The 12766-nt window shown below is 67.9% G+C and carries 8 protein-coding genes; 1 reads left to right on the top strand and 7 read right to left on the bottom strand.

Annotated features, from left to right (window positions below; genetic code table 11):
• Window positions 1-5: 5 nt before the first annotated feature.
• From I5803_RS07775 to I5803_RS07750, 6 genes are all read right to left on the bottom strand, one after another.
• The gene (locus I5803_RS07775; protein ID WP_196985803.1) at window positions 6-1121 is read right to left on the bottom strand and encodes a hybrid sensor histidine kinase/response regulator; all 1116 of its coding nucleotides are present in this window, start codon (window positions 1119-1121) and stop codon (window positions 6-8) included.
• Window positions 1118-1735 (bottom strand): chemotaxis protein CheB, encoded by a 618-nt coding sequence (locus I5803_RS07770; protein ID WP_196985802.1) that lies wholly within the window; start codon window positions 1733-1735, stop codon window positions 1118-1120. The genes I5803_RS07775 and I5803_RS07770 overlap by 4 nt, the downstream gene beginning before the upstream one ends.
• Window positions 1732-2556, bottom strand: coding sequence for a CheR family methyltransferase (locus tag I5803_RS07765; protein WP_196985801.1), 825 nt, complete (start codon window positions 2554-2556; stop codon window positions 1732-1734). The genes I5803_RS07770 and I5803_RS07765 overlap by 4 nt, the downstream gene beginning before the upstream one ends.
• A complete protein-coding gene (locus tag I5803_RS07760; protein WP_196985800.1) occupies window positions 2557-6048 on the bottom strand; it encodes a response regulator in 3492 nt (1163 codons plus the stop codon).
• Window positions 6049-6145: 97 nt separating this feature from the next.
• Window positions 6146-7033 carry a DUF2927 domain-containing protein gene (locus I5803_RS07755; RefSeq protein ID WP_196985799.1) on the bottom strand — a complete coding sequence of 296 codons (888 nt, stop codon included), beginning with the start codon at window positions 7031-7033 and terminating at the stop codon, window positions 6146-6148.
• Between the two features lie 176 nt (window positions 7034-7209).
• Complete coding sequence (locus I5803_RS07750; RefSeq protein WP_196985798.1) at window positions 7210-8115, bottom strand: alpha/beta fold hydrolase; 906 nt, start codon at window positions 8113-8115, stop codon at window positions 7210-7212.
• A gap of 47 nt (window positions 8116-8162) precedes the next feature.
• Between I5803_RS07750 and I5803_RS07745 the strand changes: the two genes are divergently transcribed.
• Window positions 8163-9917 carry an acetate--CoA ligase gene (locus tag I5803_RS07745; protein WP_231402369.1) on the top strand — a complete coding sequence of 585 codons (1755 nt, stop codon included), beginning with the start codon at window positions 8163-8165 and terminating at the stop codon, window positions 9915-9917.
• A gap of 11 nt (window positions 9918-9928) precedes the next feature.
• Here I5803_RS07745 and ppc read toward each other — a convergent pair whose 3' ends face one another.
• The gene (gene ppc / locus I5803_RS07740) at window positions 9929-12748 is read right to left on the bottom strand and encodes a phosphoenolpyruvate carboxylase (RefSeq protein WP_196985797.1); all 2820 of its coding nucleotides are present in this window, start codon (window positions 12746-12748) and stop codon (window positions 9929-9931) included.
• Window positions 12749-12766 lie beyond the last annotated feature (18 nt).

The following is a 12766-nucleotide window of genomic DNA, read 5'->3' as shown; positions in this document are numbered from 1 at the left end:
TTGTGTCACGCCGCAGGGGAGCGGCGCGGCAGGCGGACGGTGAAGGTGGAGCCTTCGCCGGGGGAGCTGCTGAGCTCGATCCGGCCGCCGTGCGCCTCCACGATCTGGCGCGTGATGTACAGCCCCAGGCCCAGGCCCGGCGCAACCTGCTTGCCCACCGCCCGCTCGAACTGCTCGAAGATGCGCCCCTGGTCCTGCGGCGCGATGCCGATGCCCTGGTCGCGCACGGAGACGAGCGCTTCCTGCCCCGAGGCCTCGACCTTCACCTGTACCGGCTTGCCGCCCCCGTAGCGGATGGCATTGGTCAGCAGGTTGGCGACGACCTGCTCGATGCGGAACTCGTCCCAGATCCCGGGCAGCGATGCCGGGGCCGTGAGCTCCATGGGGCAGCCGACGCTCGCCGCCTGGTCGGCATAGGCCTCGACCACGCGGCGGGTCAGCAGCGCGAGGTCCGCGGCCGCGGGCTGGATGGCGAGCGTGCCCTTGCGCAGCCGCGACACGTCCAGCATGTCGTCGATGAGGCGCACCATGTTGCGGATCTGCGCCTCGTCGCGTTCCACCATGGCGTTCAGCTGCGTGGGCGTGAGCGTCGCGCCGCTCGCGACGCGGCGGCGCAGCTGCGTTTGCAGGTACAGGGTGTTGAGCGGCGTGCGCAGCTCGTGCGAGACCATGGAGACGAAGTCGTCGCGCATCTCGATCGCGCGCTGCAATTCGGCCTGCGCCTCCTGCAACTGCTGGCGCTGGCGGTGGATTTCCACGAACACCGACACCTTGCTGCGCACCGCGTGCGGGTCGAGCGGCTTGTAGAGGAAGTCCACCGCGCCGGTTTCGTAGCCCTTGAAGGCGTAGTTCAATTCCTTCGCGCCTGCGCTCACGAAGATGATCGGGATGCGCCGGGTCTTCTCCGTGCCGCGCATCATGGCCGCGAGTTCGAGGCCGCTCATCTCCGGCATCTGCACGTCGAGGATGGCCAGCGCGAAGTCGTGTTCCAGCAGCAGCGCGAGCGCCTCGTCGCCGGATCGCGCCTGGTGGATGATGCGATCCTCCTGGCGGATCAAGGCTTCGAGCGCGATCAGGTTCTCGCGCAGGTCGTCGACGATGAGGAGTTTCACGGGCGTCATGGGCAAGGCTCGAGGTGGTTCATCAATTCCCGGATGTCCTTCAAGGGCAGGACGAAGTCCGGATCGCGCGCCGCGATCGCGGCACGCGGCATGTCGGGCACGGCGGCGTCCGCCGGGTCCTGCACGACGGTGAGCGCGCCGCCGGCGCCCGCGTGCGCCAGGCCCTGGGCGCCGTCGTCGTTGGCGCCCGTCAGGAGCACCGCGGCGAATTCCGCGCCCAGCGCGTCGGCCAGGGAGTCGAACAGCACGTCGATGGACGGCCGGCTGAAACGCACCGGCGCGTCGCAGCTGAGGGCGAAGGTCATGTCCGATTCCAGCAGGAGGTGGTAGCCCGGCGGCGCGACATACAGGACCCCGGGTTCGACCGGCAGCTTGTCCGCCGCCTCGCGCGTGGGCATCGCGCAACGCTTCGCGAACAGCTCCGTCAACAGGCTTTCGCGGTCCTCGGGCAGGTGCAGCACCGTGACGATGGGCAACGCGTAGCCGGCCGGCAGCGTCGCCAGCAGCGACAGCAGCGCCTCGACGCCGCCGGCGGAGGCGCCGATCGCGACCATCCGCGCCGCGCGGCGAAAACCGGCCGGCAGCGAGGTGGCGGGGGCGGTGCCGACTTTCATGCCTTGCGGAAGATGCGGTCCGGCTTGGACACCGGGTCGAAGCGCGTGCTCCAGACCGAAAAGTCCAGGCTCTCCTTCGAGCCCAGGCCGAGGAAGCCGCGATGGCCGAGCGATTCGTGGAACAGGCCGATTGCGCGGTCCTGCAGCTTCTTGTTGAAATAGATCAGCACGTTGCGGCAGGAGATGAACTGCGTCTCTGAGAACACGCTGTCGGTGGAGAGGCTGTGGTCCGCGAAGGTGACGCCGTCGCGCAGCGACTTGTCGAAGATCGCGTTGCCATAGGCCGCCGTGTAGTACTCCGAGAAGCTGCGCAGGCCTCCTGCCTTCTGGTAGTTGGATGTGTAGTTGCTCACGCGGTCCAGCGGCAGGATTCCCGCGCGCGCGCGCTCCAGCGAGTCGGGATTGATGTCCGTGGCGTAGATGATGGTGCGCTCGAGCAGCCCTTCCTCGCGCAGCAGGATCGCGAGGGAATACACCTCCTCGCCCGTGCTGCAGCCCGCGACCCAGACCTTGATCGACGCGTAGGTGCGCAGCACCGGCACGACGTGGCGGCGCAGCGCGAGGAAGTAGGGCGGGTCGCGGAACATGTCGCTCACCGGCACCGTGAGGTACTGCATCAGCTGCGCGAAGGACGCCTGGTCGCGCAGGATGCGCTCCTGCATGCTGGAGATGGTGGCGAAGTTCATCTGCTGCTGCGCGTGCAGCACGCGCCGCTTGAGCGAGGCCTGCGAATAGTCGCGGAAGTCCTGGCTGTAGCGCAGGTAGATCGCCTCCACCAGCAGCCGCAGCTCGATGTCCACCGCTTGCGCGTTGCCCGGCACCTAGATGCGCTCCAGCTTGGGCATCCAGACCCGGATGAGCGAGAAGAGGCGCTCCAGCTCGATCGGCTTGGCGAGGTAGTCGTTGGCGCCCGCCGCGAGGCAGCGCTCCTGGTCGTCCTTCATCGCCTTGGCGGTCACGGCGATGATCGGCAGGTTGCGCCACTTCGGGTTCTTGCGGATCTCGCGCGTGGCGGTGTAGCCGTCCATGCCCGGCATCATGATGTCCATCAGCACGAGGTCGATCGCGGCGGTTTCCGCGAGCTTGTCCAGCGCCTCCTGGCCGTTGCGCGCGATCTCGACCACCGCGCCCTTGCTCTCCAGCGCGCTGGTGAGCGCGAAGATGTTGCGCACGTCGTCGTCCACCAGCAGCACGCGGCGCCCCTCGAAGACCTTGTCGCGGTTGCGCGCGACGCGCAGCATCTTCTGGCGGTCGGTGGAGAGCTCCGTTTCCACCTTGTGCAGGAAGAGCGTCACTTCGTCCAGAAGCCGCTCGGGCGAGCGCGCACCCTTGATGATGATGGAGCGCGAATAGCGCGAGAGCTCCGCTTCCTCCTCGCGCGTGAGGTTGCGCCCGGTGTAGACGATCACCGGCGGGAACGAGCGGATCTCCTCGCTCGCCATGCGCTTGAGCACCTCGTTGCCCGGCATGTCGGGCAGCTTCAGGTCGATGATCATGCAGTCGAAGATGTCGGTGTGCAGCAGCTGCAGGGCCTGCGCGCCGGACTCCGCCGTCTCGATCTGGATGTCCTCGTCGCCGATGAGGCGCGCGATGCTCTCGCGCTGCAGCTTGTCGTCTTCCACGACCAGCACGCGCTTGACCTTCTGCGACAGCTTGGCTTCCAGGCGGCCGAACACCTCGCGCAGCTCCTCGCGCGAGGCGGGCTTGCGCGCATAGCCGATGGCGCCCATTTGCAGCGCCGTCTCCGACAGGTCTTCCACCGAGATCACGTGCACCGGGATATGCCGCGTCTTCGGGTTGTCCTTGATGCGCTGGAGCACGGACAGTCCCGAGCTGTCGGGCAGGCGCATGTCGAGCAGCATCGCGTCGGGCGCATAGCGCTCCGCGAGTTCGAACGCCTCGTCCGCCTGCTGCGCGACGATGCACTGGTAGCCGAGCTCGTGCGCGAGGTCGCGCAGGATCTGCGCGAACTGCGGCTCGTCCTCCACGACCAGCACGCGCCGTTGCGCGGGTGCGGGCGCGAGCTCGCGGTCGTCGGCGATCGGCGGCGGACGGGTGCGGCCCAGGCTGGTCGCAGGCGCGGGCGCGGCGGTGGGCGCGAAAGAAGGCGCGGGCGCCGGCGTCGCCGTCGGCTCGGCGGGCCGGCCGCGCGCTTCCTCGTACTGCACCGGCAGCACCAGGGTGAACGTGCTTCCATGCCCCGGCCGGCTCTCGACGGAGATCGAGCCGCCCAGAAGGCGTGCGAGGTCGCGCGAGATGGACAGGCCCAGGCCGGTGCCCCCGTAGCGGCGGCTCGTCGTTCCGTCGGCCTGGCGGAAGGCCTCGAAGATGAGCTCCTGCTGGTCCGGTGCGATGCCGATGCCCGAATCGGTCACCTTGAAGGCGACTTCCCGCTCGCCATGGCGCTGCACCAGCATCGAGACCTTGCCGGAGTCGGTGAACTTGAGCGCGTTGGACAGCAGGTTCTTCAGGATCTGCTCGATGCGCTGCCTGTCGGTGAAGATCGTTTCGGGCAGCCCCGGCGCGAGCGTCAGTTCGAAGTCCAGGTGCTTCTGCCCCGCCAGCGGCTCGAAGGTACGCCGCAGCGTTTGCGCGAGCGCGCTGATGCCGGTGATCTCGGCGCGCACCTCCAGCTTGCCCGCTTCCACTTTCGCGATGTCCAGGATGTCGTTGATCAGGTTGAGCAGGTCGTTGCCCGCCGAGTAGATCGATTCGGAGAACTTCACCTGTTCCTCGTCCAGGTTGCCCTTGGCGTTGTCGGCCAGCAGGCGCGCGAGGATCAGCGAGCTGTTGAGCGGCGTGCGCAGCTCGTGCGACATGTTCGCGAGGAATTCGGACTTGTAGCGGCTCGCGCGCTCGAGCTCCACCGCGCGGTGCTCCACTTCGTGGCGGGCGGCGTTGAGCGCTTCGTTCTTCTCGTCCAGCGCGTCGCGCTGCTCGGAGATCTTCACGTTGATCTGCTCGAGCTCCGCCTGCTGGCTCTCCAGGTGCGCCTGCGATTCCTTGAGCGCCCGCGATTGCTCCTCGAGCTCCTCGTTCGCCGTGCGCAACTCTTCCTGCTGCACCTGCAATTCCTCGTTGAGCTGCTGCGTTTCCTCCAGCGAATCCTGCAGGCGCTGGCGATAACGGGCGGCCTCGACGGAGGCGCCGACGTTCGAGCGCGCGAGCTGCAGCAGTTCGGCGTCGCGCTCCTGGATCGGGCGCAGCCAGCCCAGCTCGATCACTCCGTTCACCACGCCGTCGTTCATGAGCGGGGAGACCAGCACGCTGGCCGGCGCGCCGTGGCCGAGCCCGGAGGTGACGCGGATGTAGTCCTCTGGCACGGAGTCCAGGCGGATCTGCCGCGCGCTCGCCGCGACCTCGGAGACGATGCTGTCGCGCGGGGCGAAGGCGCGGCCCTCGGCCGCGTCCGCGGCGTAGCCCCAGGCGGCCACGCGCTCGAGCCGCCCGTCGGCGGACTGGACGTACATCGCCCCGACGGCGCTGCCCAGGTACTGTGCCAGGAATTCCAGCGCGTTGTGCCCCAGCGTCGGGAGGTCCTGCTTGCCCGAGAGGCTTTCCACGAGCATGCGCTGGCCGTCGCGCAGCCAGGCCTGCGACTGCAGCACGCCCGCCTGCTGCTCGCGCTGCGCGAGCGCGGTGGAGAAGGTCGCGGACAGGCGCATCAACTCGCGCCGGCCGTTGAACGCCAGCAGGCCGCTCAGGATGAGCGAGAACGCCAGGTAGATCACGACCACGAGGATCGCGTTGCGGCTGGCCGTGTCGTTGCGCTCGAGACGCAGGCGGCGTTCCGTGGCGACGAAGTCGTCGTACTCGGTGCGGATCTGGTCCGTGAGCCGCTTGCCGCGCCCGGAGCGGATCGCCTGCGAATAGTCGCCGTTGGCGCGTCGCAGGGTGATCATTTCCGCGGCGAACTTGTCCCATTCCTCCTGCAACGCCTGGATGCGCGAGAGCCGATCGCTTTGCAGGGGGTTGTCCAAGACGAGTTGCTTGAGCGCTTCCGACTCCGCCCGCAACTGCGGGACCGCCACCTCGTAGGGCGCGAGGAACGATTCGTCCCCGGTGATCAGGAACCCGCGCAGGCCCGTCTCCTTGTCCACCGTCAACTTCTCCACCTGCCCGGCCTTGCGCAGCACCTGGTCGGTGTGCTCGACCCAGCTGATGGTGTGCAGCAGGTAGACGATGAGGAAGACGAACAGCGCCGCGCCGGCAATACCGACGGCCAGCGGCAAGGCAACGTTGCGGGTGAGGATGCGCTTGAAATTGCGCGCGTCGGTCGAGTCTGTGATGTCTGTGGGTACGGCTTCGGGCATGACTTGAGCTCGGCAGGGAATCGCCGAGTTTGCCCGAAAGCCCCGTGCCTTGGGGTGGCCCCACCGGCCCTGCGAGCCGGGCTCTACTGTCGAGCTGCTACTGCCGGAATGCGCCCAGCTTGGCCTGCGCGCCGCGGTTGCCCATGGTGGCGGCGCGCTCCAGCCAGCGCACCGCCATGGTCGAGTCGCGCGCCGCGGTCGCGCCTTCCATGTAGGCGATGCCCAGGAAATAACTCATCTCGCCGCGACCGAAGCGGATGCCTTCGGCGGTGGATTTGCCGGAGCGCTTCACGATGGCGGGAATGTCACCCTGCCCATTGGCATAGGTCTGCATCTGCTGCAGCGTGGATGCAAAGAAGGCATCGCGTTGCTGGACCGCTGCCACCTTGTTGGGTTGGCCCGCGACCAGTTCGTCCGCGAGCACCGGCAGCGCTTCGAAAGGCGTCATGCCGCCGCGCATGCGCTCCGAATACCACGCGCGCAGCATCACCCGGTCCAACGGGAGCAGGCCGTCGATCTTCGTGGGGAAATAGCTGAGCACGGTGGCGCCCGAAGGGTGGCCGCGCACGCCCATCACATGCATGGCCTCGTGGTATGCGCAGCGCCAGGCGTCGCGGTTGCGCATCTGGACGGTGGCGGAATCGATGCGCGTCTCGGTGCGGAAGTCCAGGAAGGTCACGCAGGGCTGGTTGTCCTCCAGCGCCGAGTCCGAAACGATCTCGACAGTGAGGTTGGCCTGCTGCTCGGCGGGCGGCAGGGCGCTCACGTCGATGAGCCGGACGCCCGCTTCGCGCGAGACTTCCTGCAGGGCTTCGAGCGTGTGGTCCCGATGGACGGCGGCCTTGGCGCCGAAGATGCGCACGCGGATGTCGCTTTCCCAGCGGACGATGCGTGTCGGCGTGCCGCTCTGGTGCCACAGCACTTCCCACAGCGTGCCGAGACCCTGGTCGAACTCATCGGCGGACGCCGACAGGGGCCAGGCCATGAACGACAGCAACAATCCCCAACAAATCCTGCGCATCCGACACCTCGAACACATTTGGTGAGGAAAGTGTGGGGTAGGACATTTCCTACTTCAAGCGCTGTTACCTGTTGAGCCGTGACGCACGCAGCCCAGCGGTAATTTTTCTCGTTTATGGCCGAGTTGGCCGTCCGGAACGCTCAATCGGCGAGGAAAGGCTCGACCAGATGGGCGAGCTGGGCGGGCTGGTCGTGGTGCAGCATGTGGCCGGCGTCGGTGACGACGGCGCGCCGCACATCGGGAACGGCGTTGAGCCGTTCGTGGTACTCGGCGAGCGTGAACTTGCCCTGCCACCACTGCGTGAGGCTGTCGTGGTCCGACTCGATGGCGAGCACCGGCGCGGTGATCGCCTTGTAGATCTCCAGCACCTCGTCCACGCGATAGAGGTTCGCGTTGGTGATCTTGTGGGCCACGTCGCCGAGGATGTGCCAGCGGCCCTGCGCGTCCGGCTTCGCCCAGTGGCGCGCCAGCCAATCCGCCTTGTCCTGGCCGAGGCGGCGGTTGGTCTTCATCAGGCGCTGAGCCACGCCGTCGGCGCTGCCATAGCTCTTGAGCGCCATGTCGCCGCGGTGCAGCGCCTTGAGCTCGTCCATCCATTTGGCGTAGCGCTTGGGCGCCTGGGACGGCCGCGTGGCTGCCATGCCAAAGCCTTCGAGGTTCACCAGGCGCCGGATGCGCTCCGGGCGCGATCCGGCATAGAGCATGGCGATGTTTCCGCCCATGCTGTGGCCCACGAGGTTGACAGGCGCGCCGGGCGCATAGTGATCGAGCAGGAAGTCGAGGTCGGCAAGGTAGTCGGGAAACCAATAGTTGTCCGCGGGTGGCGATTCCGTCAGGCCGTAGCCGCGCCAGTCGGGCGCGATCACGTAGTGGTCCTCTTCGAACGCATCCACCATGAACTGCCAGGACGCGCCGACGTCCATCCAGCCGTGGACCATCACCATCGGCGTCTTGCCCGGCGCGGGTTCGCCCCACACGGCCACGCGGTAGCGCAGGTTGCGGATCGCGACGAACTGGTCGCGGAAGGATCGCCGGGGTTGGTACATCGGGTGGGTCTTGCTACATTGGCCCACGGATCATAGGAGACAAGCGGATGAGCGTCAGTCAAGCCAGGGACAACCACGCCGCCATGCAGGCGGCCTTTCGCTGGGAGGTGCCGGAGCGCTTCAACATCGCGCAGGTGTGCTGCGGGCGCTGGGCGGCGCAGCCTTCTTCGGCGGCGCGCATCGCAATCCGCGCACATGGCGCCACGGGCGCCGCACGAACGCTGACCTACGGGGCGCTGAAGAAGTTCGCGGATGCCTTGAGCCACCAGCTCACGGGCCTGGGCGTAAAGCGCGGCGACCGCGTGGCCATCGTGATGCCGCAGCGCTTCGAGACGGCGATCGCGTACATGGGGGTGTTCCAGCTCGGGGCGGTCGCGATGCCGCTGTCGATGCTGTTCGGTCCCGAGGCGCTCGAGTACCGTCTGCAGGACAGCGAGGCGGTGGTGGCGATCTGCGACGAGAGCTCGATCGCCAACATCGAGGCGGTCCGCGCGCAGTGCCCGGCGTTGCGCACGGTGATCGGTGTCGGCGATGCGGCCTCGCGCGCGGACGTGCCGGCGGACACGGGCGCGGGCAGGGCGGCCGGGCCGTTCGAGGTCGTTGACACCGACGCGGAAGAGGGCGCGATCCTCATCTACACCAGCGGCACCACCGGCCCGCCCAAGGGCGCGTACCTGCCGCACCGCGCGATCATCGGCAACCTGCCGGGCTTCGTCTGCAGCCAGAACTGGTTCGGCTTCGACGGCGTGGCCAACGCGAAGAGCGACGCGGTCTTCTGGTCGCCCGCCGACTGGGCGTGGACCGGCGGCCTGATGGATGCGCTGTTGCCCACGCTGTACTTCGGCCGCGAGATCGTCGCGTACAACGGGCGCTTCAGCCCGGAGCTCGCGTTCACGCTGATGCAGGACCACGGCGTGACGCACACCTTCCTCTTCCCGACAGCGCTCAAGGCGATGATGAAGGCCTATCCCGAGCCGGAGAAGACATTCCGCCTGAAGCTCGAGGCGATGATGAGCGCGGGCGAAGCCGTGGGCGATGCCGTGTTCGCCTATTGCAGGGAGCACCTGGGCATCACCGTGAACGAGATGTTCGGCCAGACGGAGATCAACTACGTCGTGGGCAACTGCAGCATGAACGGCCGTACGGACCAGGGCATCGGCTGGCCCGCGCGCCCCGGCAGCATGGGCCGCGGCTACCCGGGCCATCGCGTCGCCGTCATCGACGACGACGGCAACGAGTGCGCCGTGGGCGTGCCGGGCGACGTGGCGGTGAACCGCTTCGACGTGCATGGCGATCCCGACCCGATCTTCTTCCTCGGCTACTGGAAGAAGCCCGATGCGACGCGCGCCAAGTACACCGGCGACTGGTGCCGCACCGGCGACCTCGCGACGCGCGACGCGGATGGCTACCTCTGGTACCAGGGCCGCGCGGACGACGTCTTCAAGGCGGCGGGCTACCGCATCGGCCCGAGCGAGATCGAGAACTGCCTGGTGAAGCACCCGGCGGTGATCAATGCGGCGGTGGTGCCGAAGCCCGATCGCGAGCGCGGTGCGCTGGTCAAGGCGTTCGTGGTGCTGTCGCCGGACTTCGTCGCCTCACGGGCGAAGGCGGGAGTCGATGCGGCGAAGTTCGATCTTCAATTGATCGAACAACTGCAGTCGCACGTACGCGGCAAGCTGGCGCCGTACGAGTACCCGAAGGAAATCGAGTTCATCGACGCCTTGCCGATGACGACGACGGGGAAGGTGCAGCGGCGGGTGTTGAGGCTGCAGGAAGAGGAGAGGGCGAGGGCGTCGTCGTAGTGGCCAAAAAATCACCCGGTGTTGCGCAGGGCAGCCGCAATCCCGTTGATCGAAATGTGGATTCCGCGCCGCGCCCGGTCGTCCAGCTTGCCTTCGCGGTGCCGGCGCACCAGCTCCACCTGCAGGTGATGCAGCGGGTCGATGTACGGAAAGCGATGCCTGATCGACCGTTGCAGTGACGGATTGCCTGCCAGCCGCTGCCGCTCCCCGGTGATCGCCTGCAGCGCTTCCACCGTGCGATGCCACTCGGCTTCGATCACGCCGAAGATGCGCTTGCGCAGCCGCGCGTCGGCGACCAGCTCCGCGTAACGCGAGGCGAGCGCGAGGTCGCTCTTGGCGAGCACCATGTCCATGTTGGAGAGCAGCGCGCGAAAGAAGGGCCACTGGCGATACATCTTCTGCAGCAGCGCCAGCGCGTCCTTGCGCGAGGCCTCCGGGTTCTCGTGCAGGAACTCGTGCACGGCCGTGCCGAACCCGTACCAGCCCGGCAAGGTGAGCCGGCACTGGCCCCAGCTGAAGCTCCAGGGGATGGCGCGCAAGTCCTCGATCTTCTGCGTCGCCTTGCGCGAGGCCGGGCGCGATCCGATGTTCAGCTCCGCGATCTCGCGGATCGGGGTGGAGCCGAAGAAATACTCGGTGAAGCCCGGCGTTTCGTACACCAGCGCGCGATAGGCCTTCATGCTGGCCTGCGACAGCGTCTCGGCCGCCTGCAGGAATACGCGCGAGGCGGGCTTGGTCGGCTGCAGCAGCGTGGCTTCGAGTGTCGCGGCGACCAGGGTCTCCAGGTTGCGCCGGCCGATCTCGGGGTTGGCGTATTTGGAGCCGATGACCTCGCCCTGTTCGGTGAGGCGGATCTGCCCGCGCACCGTGCCGGGCGGCTGGGCCAGGATGGCCTGGTAGCTCGGGCCGCCGCCGCGGCCGACGGTGCCGCCGCGGCCATGGAACATGCGCAGCTGGATGTTGTGGCTGTTCGCGAGTTCGTCGAAGAGCGCCACCAGCGCGATCTCCGCGCGGTACAGCTCCCAGTTGCTCGTGAAGATGCCGCCGTCCTTGTTGCTGTCGCTGTAGCCCAGCATGATGTCCTGCTCGGCCCCCGAGCGCTGCACGAGCTGTGCGATGCCCGGCACCGCGTAGAACTCGCGCATGATCGGCGCGGCGTGGCGCAGGTCGTCGATGGTCTCGAAAAGGGGCACGACGATCAGGTCGGACACGGCCTTGTCGTCCAGTGTCCCCGTGAAGAGGCCGGCTTCCTTTTGCAGAAGCAGCACTTCCAGCAGGTCGCTCACCGTCTCGGTATGGCTGATGATGTAGTGGCGGATCGCCTGGGAGCCGTAGCGCTCGCGCATCGCGCGCGCGGATTCGAAAATCGCGATTTCGTGGCGCGCCAGATCGGAGTAGGCCGCCCCGCGCACGCGCAGCGGACGGGCATCGCACAGGAGCCGGATCAGCAGGTCCTTGCGCGCCGCTTCGTCGAGGCCCGCGTAGTTCCGCTCCACGCGCGCGACCTTCAACAGTTCCGCGACGACGGCCTCGTGCTGGTCGGAGCTCTGGCGCAGGTCGACCGTCGCGAGGTGGAAGCCGAAGACCTCGACGGCGCGGATGAGCGGATGCAGGCGCTGCTCCACGATCGCGGTGCCGCGGTGGGCCAGCAGGGAGTGCTCGATCGTGCGCAGGTCCGCGAGGAAGTCCTCCGCGCGCAGGTACGGGTTCTGCGGCGCGACGGCGTGGCGCGCGGCGTCGCCGCCCGTGAGCGCCTTGAGCGTCGCCGCCAGGCGCGCGTACATGCCGGTCAACGCGCGCCGGTAGGGCTCGTCCTGGCGGTGTTCGCTCGTGTCGGGCGAACGTTCCGCGAGGGCGCGCATGGCCGGCGTCACTTCCACCAGCATGGCCGACAGCGACAGCTCGCCGCCGAGGTAGTGCACTTCGGTGAGGAAGAAGCGCAGCGCGACTTCGCTCTGGCGGCGCAAGGCGTATTCCAGCGTTTCGGCGCTGACGTTGGGGTTGCCGTCGCGGTCGCCGCCGATCCACTGTCCCATACGCAGGAAGCTGGCCACCGGGTGCGTGCCCAGTTCGCGTTCGAGGTCCGCGTACAGCTTGGGGATTTCGCGCAGGAAGGTCGCCTCGTAGTAGCTGAGCGCGTTCTCGATCTCGTCGGCCACCTGCAGCTTGGTGAAGCGCAGCAGGCGGGTCTGCCACAGCTGCATCACCCGCGCGCGGATCTGCGATTCGTTCGCGGCCAGCTCGCGCGGCGCCAGCGCGTCCTTGGGCAGCGCGCGCGACTTGATCTCGTCGCGCTCGGTGAGCAGGCGCGCGATGTCCCGCTCCGCATCGAGGATGCTCTTGCGCTGCACTTCCGTGGGATGCGCGGTGAGCACCGGGGAGACATGGCTTTGCGCGAGCGTCTGCGAGACGGTCTTGGGCGAGATGCCCGCCCAGCGCAGGCGCGCGAGCGCGACCTCGATGCTGCCTTCCTGCGTATCGCCCGCGCGTTCGTGCACGGCGCGGCGGCGGATGTGGTGGCGGTCTTCCGCGAGGTTGGCCAGGTGGCTGAAGTACGTGAAGGCGCGGATCACGCTCACCGTGCGCTCGCCCGACAGCGACTTGAGCAGGGACTTGAGCGCGCGATCGGCTTCATGGTCGGCATCGCGGCGGAAGGCGACGGAGAGCTTGCGCACGCGCTCTACGAGCTCGTAGGCTTCGACGCCCTCCTGCTCGCGGATCACGTCGCCGAGGATGCGGCCGAGCAGCCGGATGTCCTCCACCAGCGGGCGCTCGTTCTCGCGGGCTCGCCGCGAGGCGGTGGGGGCGGGTGGCGGCACGGCGGTCGGCATGGTCTTTTGCTTAATTTT

The sequence above is a fragment of the Caenimonas aquaedulcis genome (assembly GCF_015831345.1).
In the GTDB taxonomy this organism is placed as follows: Bacteria; Pseudomonadota; Gammaproteobacteria; order Burkholderiales; family Burkholderiaceae_C; genus Ramlibacter; species Ramlibacter aquaedulcis.
The sequence above is the reverse complement of the archived record's forward strand: the minus strand, read 5'-3'. Positions and strand labels throughout refer to the sequence as shown.

What these genes read in the sequence shown, in the direction of transcription:
- ppc (WP_196985797.1), bottom strand. Translation starts at nt 12,748, where the DNA reads ATGCCGACCGCCGTGCCGCCACCCGCCCCCACCGCCTCGCGGCGAGCC.
- I5803_RS07770 (WP_196985802.1), bottom strand. Translation starts at nt 1,735, where the DNA reads ATGAAAGTCGGCACCGCCCCCGCCACCTCGCTGCCGGCCGGTTTTCGC.
- I5803_RS07755 (WP_196985799.1), bottom strand. Translation starts at nt 7,033, where the DNA reads ATGGCCTGGCCCCTGTCGGCGTCCGCCGATGAGTTCGACCAGGGTCTC.
- I5803_RS07750 (WP_196985798.1), bottom strand. Translation starts at nt 8,115, where the DNA reads ATGTACCAACCCCGGCGATCCTTCCGCGACCAGTTCGTCGCGATCCGC.
- I5803_RS07775 (WP_196985803.1), bottom strand. Translation starts at nt 1,121, where the DNA reads ATGACGCCCGTGAAACTCCTCATCGTCGACGACCTGCGCGAGAACCTG.
- I5803_RS07760 (WP_196985800.1), bottom strand. Translation starts at nt 6,048, where the DNA reads ATGCCCGAAGCCGTACCCACAGACATCACAGACTCGACCGACGCGCGC.
- I5803_RS07745 (WP_231402369.1), top strand. Translation starts at nt 8,163, where the DNA reads ATGAGCGTCAGTCAAGCCAGGGACAACCACGCCGCCATGCAGGCGGCC.